Source organism: Hymenobacter sp. UYCo722 (genome assembly GCF_040547115.1).
GTDB lineage: Bacteria > Bacteroidota > Bacteroidia > Cytophagales > Hymenobacteraceae > Hymenobacter.
In genome coordinates, this window is record NZ_JBEPPC010000008.1 from 53,783 (window position 1) to 72,744 (window position 18,962).

Consider the following 18,962-nt stretch of genomic DNA (forward strand, 5'->3'; position numbering starts at 1 on the left):
AAAGCAAGGAGGTTAGAAGCCGAGGTTGAAGCCCACGGTGTAGGTGCGGGCCTGGCCCACCGAGTTGCGGTCGACGCCGGCGCCGGTGTTGTTGGCTCCGTTGGTGGAAATCTCCGGGTCGATGCCCGAGTACTTCGTGAGCAGGCCGGCGTTCTGCACCTGCACGTACACGCGGGCGTTGGCCACTTTCACGCGGTCTACCAGGCTCTGGGGCAGCGAGTAGCCCAATGACACCTGCCGCAGCCGGGCAAAGTCGCCCTTCTCCACATTCGACGACATGACCAGGGCCGAGCCGTTCGAGACGTTGTCGGTGTATACCACCCGGGGCCACTTGGCGTCGCGGTTGCTTTCGGTCCAGTGGTCAATAATGTCCACTTCGTTGTTCCAGAAGCGCTGGTCGTGCAGGCCCGATTTGGTGCCGTTGTAGATGTAGTTGCCGCCCGAAAACTGCACGAACAGGCCCAGGTCCAGGCCTTTGTAGCGGAAGGTGTTGTCGAGGCCGCCGTAGTAGGTGGGCAGCACGGGGCCGTAGTACACCCCGTCGGTGAGCTGGTTGGGGGCGGCGGTGGGCTTGCCGTCGGCCACGTTGGTCCAGCCCAGGCCCCCGTGGTTGTACTGGGCCACCGTGCCGTCAGCTTTCTGAATCATGCGCTGCCCGTTGGCCGGGTTCACGCCCAGCGACTGCACGGCCAGGATTTGGCCGGCCGAGTTGCCCACCTGGGTAAAATTGGCCGTTTCGAGGCCGCCCGTAGACGTGGGCAGGCGCTGGCCTTCGGTGGCCAGGGCCAGTACCCGGTTTTTCAGGGTGGTCACGTTGCCGCTCACGGTCCAAGTGAAGGCTTTGCCCTGCAAGGCGTTGAATGTGAGGTTAAGCTCAACGCCGGTGTTGCGCATCGAGCCCACGTTGGCCAGGATGGCGTTGCCCGGAATGCCTTTCGATGGGGCCTGCGGTACGTTCAGAATCAGGCCGTCCACTAGGTTGTTGTAGTAGGCGAAGTCGCCGCGCAGCCGGTCCTGCAGAAAGCCAAACGACACGCCGATGTCGGATTTCTTGCTCACTTCCCAGGCCAGGTTGGGGTTGCCGGCGTTGCTGAAGCCCAGCGTGGAGTTGGCCCCGTAGAAGCCCGAGTCGTAGGTGTTCAGCGCCACAAAATCGCCGATGCCCTGGTTGTTGCCCACGTTGCCGAAGCTGCCCGTGATTTTCAGAAACGAAAACGCCTGGGCAAACGCGGCGTTTTTCCAGAAGTCTTCTTCCGAAATCGCGTAGCCGAGCGAGGCGCCGTAAAAGTTGCCGTACTTCCGGGCAAACGACGAATAGCCGTCGCGGCGTACGTTGACCGTGGCCAGGTACTTGCGGTCGAAATTGTAGTTCAAACGGCCAAAGAAGGACACCAGGTAGTTGGCACCCTGGAAGTTGCCCGACGGCGTGATGTTGGTGTAGTTGCCCTGATAAGTGGTGAAGAACGGGTCGGCCACCCCGGTGCGCACGGCACCCGAGCGCAGCACGTTGGTGGTTTGCTGCTCGTTGCCGAGCAGCAGCGAAAAGTTGTGCTTCTCGCCAAAGGTGTGGTCGTACTGGAGCGTGTTCTGCCAGTTCGTCCGCTTGTTGGTGCGGGTGTAGCTATCCGCTTCGCCGCCCGGAAAGGTCAGGGTGCCGGGCAAGGAAGTAAAGAAGGCCTCGTCATTAAAGGCGATGTTGTTGATGCCGTACTGCGTGCGCAGGTTCAGGCCCTTCACAATTTCCCAGTCGGCGTTCACGCTGCCCTGGATTTCGCTGCCGTCGGAGTTGAAGCGGTTGTTGGCGATGTCCACCACCGGGTTAATAAAGCCAATCACAAACGGGCCGCCCGTGGCGGGGTTGATGTTGGGGCCGGCCCCGATGCTAGGGCCGCTGGTGTTGGGGGTGCCGTCGGGGTTGTAAGCCGCCAGGTTGGGCGGCAGCAGGATGGGCACGCGGCCCAGCCCGGCCGAGCCGAAGGAGTTGTCGCCCACCGAGCCCGTGTTGGGCGAGGCGTTGTGGGTGTTGGAGTAGCCCACGCGCATGCCCACGCTGAAGTTTTTAAACACCTTGTGGTCCACGTTCACGCGGGCCGACACGCGCTGGAAATCGTTGTTCACAATCATGCCCTTCTGGTTGGTGTAGCCCACCGACGAGTAAAACGTCGTTTTGTCGGTGCCGCCCGAGAAGTTCAGGTTGTGCGACTGCGCGAAGCCCGTGCGGTAGATGTAGTCGTACCAGCGGGTGTCGGCGGCGTTGCCGTTGGCGTCGGCCAGTTTGAAGCCTTCCACGTTCGGCGTAGCCGTAGAGCCCACGGCACGCCGGTTGTCGTTGAGGTTGCGCACGGCCTCGTTCTTGATGCTCACGTAGTCTTGCGCGCCCAGCACGTTGTATAGGCGCACGGGCTTGCTCCAGCCCGCCCAGGTGTCGTAGCTGAGGTGGCTCTGGCCTTTTTTGCCCTTTTTGGTGGTCACCAGGATAACCCCGCCGGCCGCACGCGAGCCATAAATGGCAGTGGCCGAAGCGTCTTTCAGCACGTCCATGCTCTCGATGTCGGCCGGGTTCAGGTTGCTGAGCGGGTTGTTGGGCACGCTGCCCACCGCCGAGGAATTGCCGCTGAACGCGGGTATGCCGTCAATCACGATGAGTGGCCCCGAGCTCAGGCTAATGGAGTTCACCCCGCGAATGCGGATAACGGGCGGGTTGTTCAGCACCCCATTGGGGGTGGTGATGCTCACGCCGGAGGCCCGGCCCTGCAAGGCCTGGTCGAAGCTTTGCACGGGGGCCGTGGCTATTTCTTTGCCGGTAACCGTGGCCACGCTGCCCGTCAGGTCGCGGCGGCTCTGGGTGCCGTAGCCCACCACCACCACCTCGTCGAGGCCGGTGGGGTTTACTTTCAAAGAAGCATTAATGGTCGACTCGTTACCAATGGGCACTTCGCGGTTGTCGTAACCCACGTAGGAAAAGACCAGTGTCGTTGCATTCGTAGGTACCGACAACGAATACTTGCCATCGACGTCGGTTGACGTGCCCAGCTTGGTGCCTTTTACCAGCACAGTTACGCCAGGAATGGACGCCCCGTCGGAACCGACGACGGTGCCCGTAACGGTTCGGTTCTGAGCCCGCAGGTCGTGAGCCGCGAGGCCCAGAACCATGAACAGGAAGAGGAGTAAGCTTTTTGTCATACGAGTAGCTGATTGGTGAAAAGTGAGTAACGGAATTGCCGAAAGTAGTTGCTGGTTTGCAATTAAAGTGCATTTATCATAAAAAAACCCCTATTTTATGTTTTTTGCCCAACGGCCTGGTGCTTTGCCTGCAATACTTACTATTGAAAGTATTTTGTAAAGCATTTACTCAGCTGGGGAGTTGCGCCGATGCCTCGCCTACCGGGCGGCTGCGGAAGGGGCCACAAAAAAGCCCGTCTGCTGATTCATCAACTAGACGGGCATGAGCAGTTAAACTGTCGGCGGCCTTCATCCGGCGCAGCTGGCGTGGGGCTGCACGCAGGCGATTACCACGGCACGGCTTGGCCCTGCCAGGTCACGAAGCTGCCATTTTCTTCGGCGTGCAGCTGCTCGGCCAGGCGGATGATGCCGCGGGCCGAGTCGGCCGGTTCCTGGGTGGCATGCTCGCCGCCCATTTCGGTGCGCATCCAACCGGGGTCGACGAGCACCGAAATAAGGCCCATGTGGCCGATTTCGGCGGCCAGGCTGCGCATGTACATGTTCAGGGCGGCTTTGCTGGCGCTGTAGTGGTAGGGGTCGCCGGTGGCCTTCCAGGTGAGCGAGCCCTGGCCCGATGAGATGCTCAGGATACGGCCCTTGCGGCCGGCCCGCAGCAGCGGGAGCATCGCCTGCGACACCAGCAGCGGCCCGATGGCATTTACCTGCATGGTTTCGTGGGCATCGTCGTGGGTGAGCTGGCCCAGGCGCTGGTGGGCATCGCCCGAACCCGCGTGTGGGTATACCCCCGCATTGTTGATGAGCACATCAATGGCGTCGGTGTTTTCTTGGGTTGTGGCTACGGCAGCGGCAATGGAGGCCGCGCTGGTCACGTCGAGGGGCAGCAGCACGAGGCGGTCGGCGTACTGCTGCTTCAGGGTCTGGAGCTCGGTGGCGGCGGCTGGCTGCCGGCAGGCGGCAAAAACCTGGTCGCCCCGCTCCAGGTACTGGCGGGTGAGCTCCAGGCCCAGGCCGCGGTTGGCTCCGGTGATGAAAGCGCGCATGTGATGAGTTGGGGCTTGGCAAGTGGAATGGAACCTCAAGTTTACGCATAAAAGCTCACCCGGTGGTAACGTTTGCGCAAGCGCTTCTTGCAGATAGTGCTAATTTGGCGGTATCCTAGGCCCCATAAACCCATTAAAAACCGCTCTCTATTATGAACGTTGCCATTGCCAGCATTTCCGCTGCTGAAGCCCGCGCCCTGCTGCCGCAGCTGCACCAGCTGCTCCAGGATGCCGTCGACTCGGGGGCGTCGGTCGGTTTCCTGCCGCCCTTGTCGGCCGCCGAAGCCCAGGAATACTGGCAGAGCGTCGTCGCGGCCATCGAAGCCGGACACCGGGTGCTGCTGGTGGCCCACGAGCCCGGTGCCGCCGGCCAGTTGCTGGGCACCGTGCAGCTCGACCTGGCTACCCGGCCCAATTCGCTGCTCCGTGCCGAGGTTTCGAAGCTGTTGGTGCACACGCGGGCCCGCCGCCAGGGCCTGGCCCGCCAGCTGCTGGTGGCCCTGGAGACGCAGGCTGCGCACCTAGGCCGCAGCACCCTCGTGCTCGATACGCGGCATGGCGACGGAGCCGAACTGCTCTACCAAAACATGGGCTACCAGTTCGTAGGCGCTATTCCCGCCTATTTCATCAACTACGATGGCCAGCCGCATGCTACGGCGGTATATTATAAATTGCTGATTGATAAGGGCGAGGAGTAAGCAGGTAACTGATTTATTCCTTCACATGACATCTATTATACCCACGACCTTGGAAAAGTGGTGGTTTTGGCTTCCCTGCGCGGCCTGCTGCCGACGTGGTATTTTGGCGGGTGACCAAGCTCCATTTTGGGCGTTTACGAAACTCATTTCCATCGGGCATTTCGTAAACTTTGAATCGTAGACGAGTTTCGTAAACTAGCCTTGCTTTATTGGGGCCAGCTAGCCACCAGGTGCCAGGCTGATTTCTGCTGTTCAGTGGAAGGAGGGTAGAAGCAGACGGTTACTTACGCGGCGGTTTGGATTTGACCGGCTTATGTCAGACGTCTGCCTGTGTAGCTTGTTGGCTAACTCGCAACTTATTGCACGATGAGCTTGCCGGTGTAGCGTAGGCCAGTGGCCGCTGTGGCCTGTAGGATGTATAGGCCGGGTACTAGGCCCTGCACCGATGCCTGTTGAACAGCACTCGTCGATTCCTCCCGCACCAGCCGGCCCACCGCGTCGAAAAACTGCACGCGGCTTCCGACATCAAGCCCGGGCAGATTGACCTGTTCCGTAGCAGGATTGGGGTACAAACCTGAGGCTGGCTGGGGTGTTTGCGGTACCTGAGGCATTGGAGATGGTTGGGCTGCCCTTCCCAGTCGTCCCACGAACAGACAGTTATCGAAGTGATTATTATAGCTGGTACCCAGTTGGATAGCACCGAAGTCAGCGGCTCGAAAGAAACTGCCCATCACGTACAGGTCGCCTCGGGCATCTTGGCCCAGCACGTCGCCGACATCGGACCCGCCCCCCCCGGCTTGCTGTGCCCAGCGTACTTGGCCGCCGGGAGTATAGGCCACGACCAGCGCATCGAGGCCGCCGGTGCTCGTAAGAACCAAGCCGCCAAACTGTGCGGTATGCTCAAAATAGCCGACGATAAAAGGATTGCCAGCCGGGTCTACGTGAATGCCGTTGTAGCGGTCGTAGCCCGGGCCGCCGCCCGATTGCGCCCATAGCAACTCGCCACGGGGGGAGTACTTCGCCAGGCCCCCGTCGTATTCTCCGGCCGGAAGCAACGTGGTGGCACCCAATACACTTGCCGCGTTGAAGGCAAGGGTTGCGTACACGTTGCCGCCCGCATCCACCGCGCAGCTACTGAGCCAATCGTCGCCGGTGCCGCCCAACTGCTGCACCCACTCGAACCGGCCTTGGGGATTGAATTTAGCTACCAATCCATCAATGCGGCCCCGACTGGTGAGCGTGGTCGTGCCCACGGTCACCGGTACGGTAAACGAGTTCAATACATACGCTTCCCCTAGAGCGGTAACGGCCAGCAGCGGCCTGTAATAATTGATGGAGCCGGGGGGAGGCACGGCGTAGGAGAAGGCCGTTGTCAGCGAGCGCAGGGCGCCCCCAGCGGCAGAAAAGCGCGCCAAAAAGGCGCCCGTTGTGTTGGCTGGGTTCGCCGTGCTGACGGCCCCAATGGTCATGACGTTATCAAAATTGCCCACCACATACACCTGGCCGGAAGCATCCGTCGCAATGCTGCCCCCATAGGCCGTACGGCTGCCCTGTGCATCGCCGTTGCTTTGTCGCGCCCATTCCGGCGTGCCGCGCGGCGAGTAGCGAACCACGAACAGTTTGGCTTGGTCGGCATTACTGCCGAGGAGTACTAATTGATTACCTAACGGAATGGAGCGCCCGAAAACGCCGGTGATGTAAACATTGCCCGCCTCATCCAGGGCAATACCACTGATGGATTCGTAGCCTGCTGAACCAAGCTGCTGGTACCAGGTCATCGTACCATCGGAAGCGTATTTCGCCAAGTAGGCATCCGAGTTCCCCTTGCTGTAGCGTACCGTGCCGCCCACCATTATAGGCTCAGAAAAAGCGCCCGCCACGTAAGTGTTGCCAAAGGAGTCCACCACAGAGTTGCTCATGTTGGGGTAGCCGTTACCCACTAGCTGAACACCAAGCCAGTCGGGCGCATTTTGCGCCACTACCGTAAGGTTGAGACCTCCTACGAGTAAGGTGAGCAGGATACAGGAAATCGTGTGCATGAGAAGCAAGGGTCCCAGCGCAAACGCAACGCGTGGGAGATTCTACTAAAGATAAACGGCGCGTCTGACGGGCAAGCTACAACGCAATTCAACGCTTCCTAAAGCCTAGCAGGTTAATAATCAATCAGTGCACCCAAAATGCTACTACCGACTAGATGTTTTTTGTTCACGAAAACGGTGGTGGCTGTTGCAGAACCCGCTCGATGGCTAATAAACCGAGTAGGTTGTCAGGAAAAGGGGAGAAAAGGCCCAACCATGCCCCCTTTTTGGATTGGGTGAGCTCGGAAAGCTACGAATTGGAGTATTGTATGGAGTTCTGCAACAGCCACAGTGGTTTTCGTCTTGAGCTTGATTCCCGATATGTAGCAACATTTCTTTGCAAGCAAAAAGAGCGGCCATGATAATGGCCGCTCTTTTTTTGGGAATAAGCACAAGCTACCCCGCCTTATCCCGCCGCGATGGCCTTGCGGCGCGAGCTGGTTTTGGGCATCCGCTCCTCGCCCTGAGCCAGCAGCTCGTCGTCGCGCTCGGTTTTCTTTACCCAGCTCACCGAGTACAGGTCCTTGCGGCGGTCGCGCAGGTTGCGCACGGCCCCACTGCTATTCAGGTCCTTGAGAAGGTCCAGGTCGAGGTCGGCAATCAGGGTCATTTCCGTATTCGGGGTGGCTTCGGCCACGATGGCGTCGTGCGGAAAGGCGAAGTCGGAAGGGCTGAACACGGCCGACTGGGAGTACTGAATGTCCATGTTCTCGACGCGGGGCAGGTTGCCCACCGAGCCGGTAATGGCCACGTAGCACTCATTCTCAATGGCCCGGGCCTGGGCGCAGAGGCGCACGCGCTGGTAGGAGTTCTTGGTATCGGTCCAGAAGGGCACGAACAGGATTTTCATGCCCTCGTCGCTCAACATGCGCGAAAGCTCGGGGAACTCCACGTCGTAGCACACCAGGATGCCGATTTTACCAAAGTCCGTATCGAAGCACTTCAGCTTATCGCCGCCGCGCATGCCCCAGTAGCTGGCCTCGTCGGGGGTTACGTGCAGCTTGTACTGCTCGTCCACGGTGCCGTCGCGGCGGCACAGGAAGGCCACGTTGAACAGCTTCTCGTCCAGGTATACCGGCATCGAGCCCGCCACGATGTTAATGTTGTAGCTCACGGCCAATTCCATCATCTTGGCCTTGATGGGCTCGGTGAACGCCGCCATGGCCCGGATGGCCACCGCCGGCGAATCCTGGTTGGTGAGGGCCATGAGCGGAGCGTTGAAAAATTCCGGAAACATCACGCAGTCAGCTTTGTAGCCGCTCACCGTATCCACGAAAAACTCAATTTGCTGCAGCAGGTCTTCCAGGCTGCTGGTCGCGCGCATCTGCCACTGCACAATGCCAATACGGACGTTGGTTTTCTCGTTGCCAATGAGCTTTTCCGTTTCCTCGTAGTACACGTTAATCCATTCCAGCAGCGTGGCGTACGCCTTCGATTCCGAGTCGTAGGGCAGGTAGCCGCGAATGATTTTCCGCACGTAGAAGTCGTTCGAGAGCTGAAAAGTGAGGATGGGGTCGGTGAGCTCCTTATTGCGCACCTTCTCCACGTACTTGGCGGGCGTCATCTCATTGGCATAGGTGGCGTAGCCGGGAATCCGGCCGCCGGCCACCATGGCGCGCAGGTTCAGGTTTTCGCACAGCTCCTTGCGGGCGTCGTAGAGGCGGCGGCCCAGGCGAAGCGAGCGGTACTCCGGGTCCACGAACACGTCGACGCCGTAGAGCGTGTCGCCGTCCGAGTCGTGGGTGTCGAACTTACCGTTGCCGGTTATTTTGGCGTAGGTGTGCTTATCGCCATACTTATCGTAGTCCACGATGATGGCCAGCGCGGCAGCTACGAGTCGGCCGTTGTCCTCGATGCCAATCTGGCCGTCGGGAAACTTGCGGATGAGGGCACTGAACTCATCAGCCGACCACGCGCCTTCCATGTTGGAATACACCTGGTCCATGATTTCCTTGATGGCCTTGAAATCGGAACGGCGCAGGGTCCGAAGAACGAGCTTGTGGGCCGGTACGGCGGTGGGCGTCAGTAGCTCATCGGCGGGCTTGCCGACTTTTTTGTGATGCGTGCCGCCGGGTGTGGCCTTGCCGTTAGGTGCCGAAGACGCGGCAGATTTGCCGTTGGAAGAAGTTGCCATAATATCGAAAAAGAGCTATTTGGAAGCCGATGCCGCCGCCAGCCAAGCGAGCCGGCGCGGTTATCGGGCCCACAAATTTACCCATGAAAAAACCCGTTGGCGAATGCCGCCAACGGGTACTTAAACGGCAAAACTGCCAAAACGGTGCAATGTTCCGGTCCGGCCTACTCGCGCACTACCCGGCGGGTGGCTGTGCCGCGCGCCGTTTGCACCGTCAGCAAAGCCACCCCGCGGAAGCTGCCAAAGGCCTCTGCCTCGATGCGCACGCTGGCCGGGCCGCCGGCGTAGCTGCGCCGAAACAGCACCCGCCCCACCACATCGGTCGCCGATACCGTGAGCGGCCCGCTGCCCGCCGGCACGCTGAGCGCGAGCGCGCTGCCCACGGCCGAAGGGTTGGGCGCGGCGGCCAGTCCGGCATCGAGGGCCGCGTCGCGGGTGGCCAGGCTAATGATGCGGCGGTAGATGTCGCGGTATTCCACGCCGCTCACCACTTCCTGGCCGGCCAGCAGGCGCGTGGTGATGGTGAGTACCGGCACGTGCTGGCCCTTAGCCAGCCACTTGTACTCGCGCGTCAGCGGCACATCGAAACCCTGGCCGGGCATGCCGCCAAAGGCCACGCTGTCGTGGTCGAGGAGCTTAGTAACGACCCGCACCGTCTGGAACGTGCCGAAGGGCGTGGTGAGCGCGCCCCAGGCATCGGGCTTGTTCACGCGCTTGCGCTTCTGGCTAAGGTAGCCGGCCGAAGCAATGGCCGCCGGAGTCGAAAAAAAGGAGTTGCTGGAATCGGCCAGACTGGCGAAGCTCAGCGGAAAGCGGTAAATAACGTCCTGCTGGGTGGCGCTGGCGTACGTCACCGGAATTGCCGTGCCGTTGAGCGAAGCGCCGAAACCCACCGAGCGGAAATCCTGCGGCGTGGCCCCGGCGGCGGCCAGGTTATAAAACTGATAGGTATCGGTAACGGCAATGGGCAAATTGGCCCCGGCCGGTATTGGCAGGGCCTGGGGCGAGGCCACGGTAGCACGGTTGGCCCCGCCCAGCGCCCCAAACGTGAAGGAGTAGAAGAGCGAAGTAGCGGTAACAACACTGGCCGGCACGAACGATTCGACCCGCTGGCTCACGGGTACCAGCCCGGTGTAGTTCCAGGTTTGGTTGGCCCCGCGCCGGCTCAGGGGCGGGGCACTGGCCGGCAGCACCGGGCTGGCCACGCTCAGGCGCAGGCTGTCGACGCCCGCCGTGAGCGACGGGAAATCGGTGCGGTCGATGACGGGGGACGTCGTCTGGGCGAGAGCCGGCGCAGCCGCCAGCAGGAGCAAGGGTAGGAGTTGGCGCATGGCTTCGGGGGCAAAGGGTACTTGCGAAGATACGCCGTGCCGTAAGCTTCCGCTGGTGCTACACGCCGGTCATCTCCGGGACGTCGCCTTCGGGCACCACCAGCTTGCCGGCGGTGGCAGCCACAATCTGCGCCACCGATACGCCGGGGGCGCGCTCGCGCAGCACAAAGCCGTCGGGCGTCACGTCGAGCACGGCCAGCTCGGTCACGATTTTCTTCACGCAGCGCAGGCCCGTGATGGGCAGCGTACAATCGGACAAGAGCTTGCTGGAGCCGTCGCGGGCTACGTGCTGCATGGCCACGATGATGTTCTTGGCCGAGGCCACAAGGTCCATCGCGCCGCCCATGCCTTTCACCATCTTGCCCGGAATCTTCCAGTTGGCAATGTCGCCGCGCTCCGAAACTTCCATCGCCCCCAGAATAGTAAGGTCGACGTGCTCGCCGCGAATCATGCCGAACGAGTCGGCCGAGGAAAAGATGCTGGAGCCGGGCAGGGTGGTCACGGTCTGCTTGCCGGCGTTGATGAGGTCGGGGTCGACCTGGTCCTCCGTGGGGAAGGGGCCCATGCCGAGCAGGCCGTTTTCGGATTGCAGCTCGACGTTGATGCCGGCCGGGATGTAGTTGGCCACCAGCGTCGGAATACCGATGCCGAGGTTGACGTAGGAATTGTTCTGAACTTCCTGCGCGATGCGCCGGGCGATGCCGTGTTTGTCTAGCATGGTTTCGGGTGGGATGGGGGAGGAGTAGATGAGCGTCATGCTGAGCGCAGTCGAAGCATCTCTACCGTGCAACTAATCCTTTCGATTGAGTTTACTGCTGCGGTAGAGATGCTTCGACTGCGCTCAGCATGACGTTCTTGATTTTCATGGTTTATGACTGGCGCACCGTGCGCTGCTCGATGCGTTTCTCGTACTGTTCGCCCTGGAAAATGCGCTGCACGAAAATGCCCGGGGTGTGAATCTGGTTGGGGTCGAGCGCGCCGGCGGGCACCAGCTCCTCCACTTCGGCCACCGTGATTTTGCCAGCCGTGGCCATCATCGGGTTGAAGTTGCGGGCCGTGCCTTTGTAGACCAGGTTGCCGGCGGTGTCGCCCTTCCAGGCTTTTACGAAGGCGAAATCGGCGTGCAGGGCAGTTTCCATCAGGTACATCTTGCCGTTGAACTCGCGGCTTTCCTTGCCCTCGCCCACTTCGGTGCCGTAGCCGGCCGGGGTAAAGAAGGCCGGAATGCCCGCGCCCCCGGCCCGGCAGCGCTCGGCCAACGTGCCCTGCGGAATCAGCTCCACTTCGAGCTCGCCATTGAGCAGCTGCCGCTCGAACTCGGCGTTTTCGCCCACGTAGCTCGAAATCATCTTCCGAACCTGCTTGGTTTGCAGCAGCCGGCCAATGCCAAAGTCGTCGACGCCGGCGTTGTTGCTGATGCAGGTCAGGTTGCATACGCCGAGGCGCAGGATTTCCTGAATCGCGTTTTCGGGGATGCCGCACAGGCCGAAGCCGCCGAGCATCAGGGTCATGCCGTCGGCCAGCCCTTGCAGGGCGGCCTCGGCATTGGGAACGGTTTTATCAATCATGGGGTGGGGTGGGAAGGGCTGGTAGCCGCGGGCGGCAGGTAATTCAGGGGTAAAAATTCACCCATTTTTTCGAATCCCCAGTATTCGTTGGTCAATACGCCCAGCGGATTGGCCAGTTGGCCATTGGGTAGAATCTCGATTTCCCGCAGCAAAGGCACCAGTTCCGAAACCTGCTGGCTGGCTGCCGGCGTACCTGGCAGCCGCCGTGCGCTGGGATACAGCGGGTCGGGAGCCTCGCGCAAGTAGCTCACCTGCAGGTGGTCGGTAAAGCGCAGAAACGTGTGGGTACCATCGGCCGACACCCGGCGTAGGCTATCGAGCGGGTGCGGGGTGGTGTACAGCAGGGAATGGCCCCACGGCACCAGGTGCCAGCGGGTCAGGGAGTCCGTTTCGGTAGCCGTCAACTGTTCGTGCAGGCGCCGCCGCAACAGCAGCTTGCGCAGGCTGTCGGCCCGGGCGAAATTTGGGTTGGGGACGATGCGCAGCCGCCGGGCCACAAACCCTTCGGCCGTGACACTGCCATCGCGCACGCTCTTGAGAAAGTGGGTAAGCGAGCCGGAATAGGCCGCCCGGCGGTTGGCCTGCCAGCGCTGCTGCTGGCGGGCGTTGCGCGGCGTCATTTCTTCGAAAACCGGCTGACCGTAAAAACGCACAATGTGTCGCTCGAAATCGGTGCTGAAGCGCAAGCCATAATACTTGATGCGGTAGCCCAGTGCCTGGTTATCGACCTGCACAAACTTATAGGCTGAGGCCGTCAAAACGTTCTGGGCCGGGTCGTAATCAACCAGCAGGTTGTCGGGGTTGCTGATGCGGCACTGCTGCGAAAAGGAAGTGCGGCCCAGAAATAGCTCCACAAAACGCTGGTAGTCGGCGGCCCGGTTGGGGTTGGGCCGCACCACGACTTCGCCCAGCTGGTTGGCGGCTGGCCCCGGCTGCAGCAGTAGCTCAAGCGGCGTGCTGCCCACCACCACCGTTTGCTTGGCCAAGTGGTAGCCCACATAGGAAACGACGATGTCGTAGGTGCCAGCCGGTACGTTATCGAATAGAAAACGGCCCCGGTCGGTGGTCGTCACCCCCAGCGTGGTGTTGGCCAGAAACACGCTGGCGAACGGCAACGGTGCGTGCGTGAGCGAGTCGCGCACCTGCCCCGCCACGGAAGCCTGCCCCCACCCCGCCACGGGTGCCAGCAGCAGGCTTAGCAGCAGCGCCAGCCACTGCCGCGCCGGGAGGGGCATAGCAAAATGAGAAAAACCCATAAGAAAAGCCGGCCGCCAATGGGGCCACCCCGCCAAGGTAGTTACCGCCACGCGATGTGCGTGCTAGCGCCGCCGCACCGGCCGCGCGGCCGGTGCCCGGGCTGGTGCGGGCATGCCCGTGGGCACGTAGTCGTAGGGCAGAAACTCGCCAATTTTCTCGAAGCCCCAGTAGCCGCCAATGGCCACGGCGAGCGGGTTGCGCAGCGAGCCGTCGGCCTGAATCTCGGCCTCGCCGTCGGTCAGCTGCAGGCGCGAAACCTGCCGCAGCGGCGGGAACGGCGTGCGCGAGTAGCCCAGCGTGTTCATTGGCTGCTTGAAGCGCGGGTCGGGTGCTTCGCCGAAGTGGGCCACCTGTAGCTCGCCGGTGTAGCGCAGGTAGGTGCGGCCGTTGGGCTTCATCCGGCGCAGGCTGTCAATGGGCCGGGGCTCAGAATAGAGCGTGGCCAGCTCGGGCGCTTCGCGGCTCCAGCGGCGCAGCGAGTCTTTTTCGGCGGGCGAGTAGGCACCGGCCGCGCCGGCGGCCAGCAGGGCTTCGCGCTGCTGCTGGGCGCGCTCGTAGCGCGGGTTGGGCATCACCTTAACCTGCTGGGTGAGGAAGCTGCCGGCCTCCAGGCGGTTGGTGTACACGCAGCGCAGAAAGTGCATGAACGAGCCCGTGTAGGCCGCGAGGCGGTTGGCGGCCCACAGCCGGCGCTGGCCCTCGTCGCGCGGTTTCATTTCCTCGAACACGGGCTGGCCGTAGTAGGTAATCGAGCCCGCTTCTTTGTCGTAGGCAAAGTACAGGCCGTAGTATTTCAGGCGGTAGCCCAGGGCGTCGTTGTCAATCTGCAAAAACTCCTTGGTGCGGGCCGTCAGCTCTTGGGTCGAGTCGTCGAGCATCACCCGCACATCGTCGGGGTTGCTGATGTGGCACTGCTCCGAAAACGTGCTGCCGCCGAGGAACAGCGTGGCAAACTGCCGGTACTGCTCGGGCTTGTTGGGCTCGGGCCGCACCACCACTTCGCCCAGCTGGTTGCCCGTAGGGGCGAGGTTGATAGTCAGTTTGAGCGGCGTGGATTCGACCGTAATGGTTTGCTTGCCTAGGCGGTAGCCCACGTAGGAACCCACAATGTCGTAGGTGCCCTTCGGCACGCGCGGAAACTCAAACTCGCCCTTCTCGGTGGTGGTGGCCCCCAGCGTGGTATTGGCCAGAAACACGCTGGCAAACGCCAGCGGCTCGTGCGTCACCGAATCGAGGGCCACGCCGGTAATCTTGCTCTGCGCCTGTGCGGCGAAGGAAAACAATACGCCGCAGCACAGGAGCAACAATCGCAGATAATTCATTGAAAGAAGATAAGTTGATAGTAAGTAGTCGTATTGGCGAACGACAGTAAAAATGCCTGTTCGCGTCTCATCGGTGAGCAAACGCTCTCAACAGTCCTGCCACAATTCATTCCGGACCGCGCCGCAACCAGGCGTCTCTGGCAATACGGCCAAAACACTTACCCCGCCGCCAGCGCCGCGCGGGTGTTCTGCGCATCCAACGCCAGTTGGGTCGTTAACGCGTCCAGCCCGTCGTATTTTTCTTCGGACCGCAGCCAGGCCACAAACTCCAGCGTCAGCAGCTGCTCGTATAAATCGCCGCTAAAATCCAGCAGGTTCACCTCAATCGTCTGGGCCAAACCGTGGCCAATGGTGGGCCGCACGCCAATGCTGAGCATGCCCGGGTGCCGGGTGCCGGCCGCCGTAATACACCACACCGCATAAATGCCGCGCGCCGGCACCAGCTTCAAGGGCTCCTCCACGCGCAGGTTGGCGGTGGGGTAGCCAATCGTGCGGCCCAGCTTCTGGCCGTGCTCCACCCGGCCGGTGAGGGGGTAGTGGTAGCCCAGGTAGCGGTTGGCGGTGGCCACGTCGCCCTGTCGCAGCGCCTGCCGGATGCGGGTGCTGCTCACGCCCACGGCATCCACGTCTTCGCGTGGAATTTCTTCCACCGTCAGGCCGTAGCGGTCGGCGTGCTGGCGGAGGTAGTCGAAGCCGCCCTCGCGGTTTTTGCCAAAGCGGTGGTCGTAGCCAATCACCAGCTGCTGCGCGCCCACTGTTTGCAGCAGCAGCTTCTGGATATAATCTTCCGAAGTCCACTGGGCGAATTCCTTGGTGAAGGGCACGATGAGCAGGTAGTCGACGCCCAGCGCGGCCAGCCGGGCAATGCGCTCCTCCAGCGTGTTCAGCAGCTGCAGCTCCAGCAGCTCGGGGTGGGAGGGGGGCGGGCCCAGCACCAGGCGCGGGTGCGGCCAGTAGGTAATCACCACCGACGGTGCGCCGCTGGCCTGTGCCACCTCACGCAGCCGCGCCAGAATGCGCTGGTGCCCAACATGCACGCCATCAAACGTGCCGCTGGTGACGACGGCATTGCCAAGAAACGGGAATTGGGCCGGGTCGTGGATGACGTGCATAAGGCACCGGGGAAGCGGGTAAGATGAAGCGGAACGAGCTACGAAGGTAGCGGCCGGGCCCTACTCCGGACTGGTTTCGGGCTTTTCGGCCGCGTCTTTGAGGTGCTGGGCGGCCAGCGCATCGGCTTGCAGGGCGGCGAAATATTGCAGGCCGGCGCGGTTGGGCGCGGTGGCGGGCCGCTCGCGGCGGGGGCGGGCGGGGCCGTCGCCTTCGGGCCGAGGTGGGCGCAGAGCCTCAAGGGCTTCGAGCGAAAACGCGTCCTCCACCCGAAACTCGCCGATGCGCATGCGCACCAGCCGCGTGAGGTGCGCGCCGCAGCCCAGGACCACGCCCAGGTCGCGCGCCAGGCTGCGGATGTAGGTGCCCTTCGAGCAGACTACCCGAAAATCAATTTCCGGCAGCTCGATGCGCGTGATTTCAAAGGTCTTGATTTCGACCGTCTTGGGTTTGATTTCGGCTTCCTGGCCGGTGCGGGCCAACTCGTAGGCGCGCTTGCCATCCACTTTCACGGCTGAGAAAATGGGCGGTATTTGTTGGATGAGGCCGGTGAATTGCTCCGTGGCCGCCCGAATCTGCTCATCGGTGAGGTGGGCGAAGGGGCGGGCCATGTCCACGGCGGTTTCGAGGTCGAAGCTGGGCGTGGTTTCGCCGAGGCGGAAGGTGCCGGCATATTCCTTTTCCTGGGCCTGAATGAGGTCGATTTCCTTTGTTTTCTTGCCGGTGCAGAGAATGAGCAGGCCGGTGGCCAGGGGGTCGAGGGTACCGGCATGGCCGATTTTCTTAATGCGCAGCGCGCCTTTCACCTTGCGCACCACGTCGAACGAAGTCCACGTCAGGGGCTTGTCGAGCAGCAGCACTTCGCCCGTTTCAAAATCGTAATCGGCCAGGGTTTTCGTCGTCATCCTTACAATACGTTCAACGGCAGCTTCAACGCCAACATAATCAACAAAATACCGCCCGCAATGATGCGGTAAATGCCAAAGGCCCGGAAACCGTACTTCGCTACGAACCCCACGAACAGCCGGATGGCCAGCAGCGCCACCACAAACGCCACCACGTTGCCCAGCACCAGCATCTTTACCTCGGCCGCCGAAAACAGATGGGCCACATCAGTGCCGGCCGCTTTGGCCTCCTTGTAGTAGTCGTAAATGTCCTTCACCGCCGCCGCCGCCATCGTGGGCATGGCCAGGAAGAAGGCAAACTCGGCCGCCGCCTTGCGCGTCAGCTTCTGGGTGAGGCCGCCCACGATGGTGGCCGCCGAGCGGCTGGTACCCGGCACCACCGCCAGGCACTGGAACAGCCCGATTATCAGTGCTTCCTTGAAGCTGGGGTTGGTAACCGGGTGGCCGCCTTCCTTGGGGTCCTCCTGCGGAAACCAGCGGTCGACGAACAATAGCACCACGCCGCCCACGACCAGCATCACGGCCACGGTCGTAACCGATTCGAGCAGCGCATCAATATGCTTTTTGAACAGCAACCCCACCACCACAATCGGCAGAAAGGCCACCAGCAGCTTCAGGTAGAAGTCGATGTTCTGAAAAAAACGCTTCCAGTAAACCACCAACACCGACAGAATGGCCCCCAACTGAATCAGGACGAGGTAGAGCTTGAAAAACGGCGTGGGCGGAATGCCCAGCAGCGCCGAGGCAATAATCATGTGCCCGGTGCTGGAAACGGGCAAAAACTCAGTTATGCCCTCCACGATGGCGAGGAGCAGCGCGTGCCAGTAAGTCATCTAATCAACGGTTAATGGTTAGCGGTTAGTGGTTAATGACTTGCTGGGATTTACCATTAATCACTAACCGTTAACCACTAATTTAGAGGCGCTTGTAGGTGGGCGCGGTGGTTGGTGCCGCTGGCGCTACGGGCGCATTGGCGGCGGCTATCTGCTCGGCCGTGAGGGTGGGCGTGAAGGCGGGCGCTACGGGCGCAACGACCAGCGACTTATCGCGCACCATAATGGCGGCAAACTCGACCGCGAAGCCCGCCAGCAGCAGCAGTGGCCCCAGCGTGATGCCGACGAAGTCCTCACCGTAATTGGCCTTGTCGCCAAACATCATCGTGATGAAGCCGGCGGCTAGCAGGGCCAGGCCGGCCCACATCAGGCGGTAGTTGCGGGGGCCAAAGGCGAAGCGGAAAGTGGTTGGTTGCATAAGGCAGTTGTCGATGGGTCGTTGTCAATAGAACGTCCTGCTGAGCGCAGCCGAAGCATCTCGCTCGGGGCAGTAATTCAATTTATTAGCATTAGTTGAAGCACGCGAAATGCTTCGGCTGCGCTCAGCAGGACGTTCCTGATTGTTTCAAAGAATTTAATACAGGTCGTCGAGCGACATTTGAAGGTACTTGTGCACGGCGCGGGCCGAGCTGAAAAAGCCGATAACCACGCCCAGCACCACCACGCCCAGCAGCAGCAGGCCCAGGCGCAGGTCGTCGCGCAACAGGCGCAGCGGCTCTACTTCGAGGTAGGCGTATTGCAGCAGCGCCACGAGTAGCAGCGCGGCCAGTACGCCGCTGGCCAGGCCCTGCCAGGTGGCGCGCCGCAAGAACGGCTGCTGGATAAAGAGGCGCGTCGCGCCCACCAGTTGCATGGACCGGATAAGAAAGCGCTGCGAGAACAGCGCCAGCTTAATCGTATTGTTTATCAGAATCACCACCACCAGCACCAGCACCGCCGCGAAGCCCAGCAGTACCAAGCTCACCCGCGTCAGGTTGTTGTTGATGCTGGCAAACAAATCCTGCGGGTACTGCACCTCAAACACCCCGCGCTGCGTGCTGATGCTGCGGTTGAGCTGGCGCAGGTGCAAGGTGTCGGTGAATTCGGGCTTGATTTTCAGCACGTAGGCATCGCGCAGCGGGTTGTCGCCCAGGAACTGGCGGAAGTCCTCGCCAGTGCTTTGCAGCAGCTGGCGCGCGCCTTCCTCCTTGCTCACGAAGCGAATCTGGGGCTTGCCGTTGCGCTCGGCCACGAAAGCCTGCTGGCCCAAATCCTGCTGCAAACGCAACAATTCAGTCTCGGGTAAGTCGCGGTCGAGGTACACCTGCACCTCCAGGTTTTCGCGCACTACTTCGCTTAGTTTCTGGGCATGCACCAGCAGCAGCCCGAACAAGCCGATGACCACTAGAGCCAGCGTGATGCTGAACACCACGAGCAGCGTGGGGTAAGAGCCGAGCTTTTTCTTACGGGTATGTGGGGTGGAGGGGGCAGCCATATGTGGGCAAAGGTAGCAGGGAAGCGGAT

Annotated in this window: 15 protein-coding genes; 1 reads left to right on the forward strand and 14 read right to left on the reverse strand. The window is 61.5% G+C overall.

Going from position 1 to position 18,962, the window contains the following annotated elements:
• Positions 1-12 precede the first annotated feature (12 nt).
• Positions 13-3,183, reverse strand: coding sequence for a SusC/RagA family TonB-linked outer membrane protein (locus ABIB44_RS17075; protein WP_354585881.1), 3,171 nt, complete (start codon positions 3,181-3,183; stop codon positions 13-15).
• 326 nt (positions 3,184-3,509) lie between these two features.
• Positions 3,510-4,223 (reverse strand): SDR family oxidoreductase, encoded by a 714-nt coding sequence (locus tag ABIB44_RS17080; protein WP_354585882.1) that lies wholly within the window; start codon positions 4,221-4,223, stop codon positions 3,510-3,512.
• A 152-nt stretch (positions 4,224-4,375) separates the two neighbouring features.
• On the opposite strand from ABIB44_RS17080, the gene ABIB44_RS17085 reads away from it, so the two are divergent.
• On the forward strand, positions 4,376-4,921 hold the full coding sequence (locus ABIB44_RS17085) for a GNAT family N-acetyltransferase (protein ID WP_354585883.1): 546 nt from the start codon (positions 4,376-4,378) through the stop codon (positions 4,919-4,921).
• Between the two features lie 356 nt (positions 4,922-5,277).
• Here ABIB44_RS17085 and ABIB44_RS17090 read toward each other — a convergent pair whose 3' ends face one another.
• The 12 genes from ABIB44_RS17090 to ABIB44_RS17145 all read right to left on the reverse strand — a co-directional run bounded on the left by ABIB44_RS17090 (position 5,278) and on the right by ABIB44_RS17145 (position 18,933).
• Entirely contained in the window at positions 5,278-6,960 is a 1,683-nt protein-coding gene (locus tag ABIB44_RS17090; protein ID WP_354585884.1) for an SBBP repeat-containing protein, read from the reverse strand.
• A gap of 445 nt (positions 6,961-7,405) precedes the next feature.
• A complete protein-coding gene (locus ABIB44_RS17095) occupies positions 7,406-8,944 on the reverse strand; it encodes a carbon-nitrogen hydrolase family protein (protein WP_502916503.1) in 1,539 nt (512 codons plus the stop codon).
• Positions 8,945-9,297: 353 nt separating this feature from the next.
• Positions 9,298-10,464, reverse strand: coding sequence for a hypothetical protein (locus tag ABIB44_RS17100; RefSeq protein WP_354585886.1), 1,167 nt, complete (start codon positions 10,462-10,464; stop codon positions 9,298-9,300).
• Positions 10,465-10,522: 58 nt separating this feature from the next.
• Entirely contained in the window at positions 10,523-11,182 is a 660-nt protein-coding gene (locus tag ABIB44_RS17105) for a 3-oxoacid CoA-transferase subunit B (protein ID WP_354585887.1), read from the reverse strand.
• 151 nt (positions 11,183-11,333) lie between these two features.
• The gene (locus tag ABIB44_RS17110) at positions 11,334-12,032 is read right to left on the reverse strand and encodes a CoA transferase subunit A (RefSeq protein WP_354585888.1); all 699 of its coding nucleotides are present in this window, start codon (positions 12,030-12,032) and stop codon (positions 11,334-11,336) included.
• Positions 12,029-13,267, reverse strand: coding sequence for a carboxypeptidase-like regulatory domain-containing protein (locus ABIB44_RS17115; RefSeq protein WP_354585889.1), 1,239 nt, complete (start codon positions 13,265-13,267; stop codon positions 12,029-12,031). Before ABIB44_RS17115 ends, ABIB44_RS17110 begins: the two co-directional genes overlap by 4 nt.
• Before the next feature lie 84 nt (positions 13,268-13,351).
• Complete coding sequence (locus ABIB44_RS17120) at positions 13,352-14,611, reverse strand: carboxypeptidase-like regulatory domain-containing protein (RefSeq protein ID WP_354585890.1); 1,260 nt, start codon at positions 14,609-14,611, stop codon at positions 13,352-13,354.
• Positions 14,612-14,769: 158 nt separating this feature from the next.
• Complete coding sequence (locus tag ABIB44_RS17125) at positions 14,770-15,723, reverse strand: bifunctional riboflavin kinase/FAD synthetase (protein WP_354585891.1); 954 nt, start codon at positions 15,721-15,723, stop codon at positions 14,770-14,772.
• Positions 15,724-15,783: 60 nt separating this feature from the next.
• A complete protein-coding gene (truB, locus tag ABIB44_RS17130) occupies positions 15,784-16,626 on the reverse strand; it encodes a tRNA pseudouridine(55) synthase TruB (RefSeq protein WP_354585892.1) in 843 nt (280 codons plus the stop codon).
• 2 nt (positions 16,627-16,628) lie between these two features.
• Positions 16,629-17,459: an undecaprenyl-diphosphate phosphatase gene (locus tag ABIB44_RS17135; protein ID WP_354585893.1), complete on the reverse strand. Its 831-nt coding sequence runs from the start codon at positions 17,457-17,459 to the stop codon at positions 16,629-16,631.
• Positions 17,460-17,541: 82 nt separating this feature from the next.
• Positions 17,542-17,877, reverse strand: coding sequence for a DUF3098 domain-containing protein (locus ABIB44_RS17140; protein WP_354585894.1), 336 nt, complete (start codon positions 17,875-17,877; stop codon positions 17,542-17,544).
• A gap of 156 nt (positions 17,878-18,033) precedes the next feature.
• Positions 18,034-18,933, reverse strand: a complete 900-nt coding sequence (locus tag ABIB44_RS17145; protein ID WP_354585895.1) for a cell division protein FtsX — start codon at positions 18,931-18,933, stop codon at positions 18,034-18,036.
• Positions 18,934-18,962: the final 29 nt, after the last annotated feature.

Excerpts from the sequence above, each read along its gene's own strand:
- ABIB44_RS17075 (WP_354585881.1), bottom strand. The coding sequence starts at position 3,183 with ATGACAAAAAGCTTACTCCTCTTCCTGTTCATGGTTCTGGGCCTCGCG.
- ABIB44_RS17080 (WP_354585882.1), bottom strand. The coding sequence starts at position 4,223 with ATGCGCGCTTTCATCACCGGAGCCAACCGCGGCCTGGGCCTGGAGCTC.
- ABIB44_RS17085 (WP_354585883.1), top strand. The coding sequence starts at position 4,376 with ATGAACGTTGCCATTGCCAGCATTTCCGCTGCTGAAGCCCGCGCCCTG.
- ABIB44_RS17090 (WP_354585884.1), bottom strand. The coding sequence starts at position 6,960 with ATGCACACGATTTCCTGTATCCTGCTCACCTTACTCGTAGGAGGTCTC.
- ABIB44_RS17095 (WP_502916503.1), bottom strand. The coding sequence starts at position 8,944 with ATGGACCAGGTGTATTCCAACATGGAAGGCGCGTGGTCGGCTGATGAG.
- ABIB44_RS17100 (WP_354585886.1), bottom strand. The coding sequence starts at position 10,464 with ATGCGCCAACTCCTACCCTTGCTCCTGCTGGCGGCTGCGCCGGCTCTC.
- ABIB44_RS17105 (WP_354585887.1), bottom strand. The coding sequence starts at position 11,182 with ATGCTAGACAAACACGGCATCGCCCGGCGCATCGCGCAGGAAGTTCAG.
- ABIB44_RS17110 (WP_354585888.1), bottom strand. The coding sequence starts at position 12,032 with ATGATTGATAAAACCGTTCCCAATGCCGAGGCCGCCCTGCAAGGGCTG.
- ABIB44_RS17115 (WP_354585889.1), bottom strand. The coding sequence starts at position 13,267 with ATGCCCCTCCCGGCGCGGCAGTGGCTGGCGCTGCTGCTAAGCCTGCTG.
- ABIB44_RS17120 (WP_354585890.1), bottom strand. The coding sequence starts at position 14,611 with ATGAATTATCTGCGATTGTTGCTCCTGTGCTGCGGCGTATTGTTTTCC.
- ABIB44_RS17125 (WP_354585891.1), bottom strand. The coding sequence starts at position 15,723 with ATGCACGTCATCCACGACCCGGCCCAATTCCCGTTTCTTGGCAATGCC.
- truB (WP_354585892.1), bottom strand. The coding sequence starts at position 16,626 with ATGACGACGAAAACCCTGGCCGATTACGATTTTGAAACGGGCGAAGTG.
- ABIB44_RS17135 (WP_354585893.1), bottom strand. The coding sequence starts at position 17,459 with ATGACTTACTGGCACGCGCTGCTCCTCGCCATCGTGGAGGGCATAACT.
- ABIB44_RS17140 (WP_354585894.1), bottom strand. The coding sequence starts at position 17,877 with ATGCAACCAACCACTTTCCGCTTCGCCTTTGGCCCCCGCAACTACCGC.
- ABIB44_RS17145 (WP_354585895.1), bottom strand. The coding sequence starts at position 18,933 with ATGGCTGCCCCCTCCACCCCACATACCCGTAAGAAAAAGCTCGGCTCT.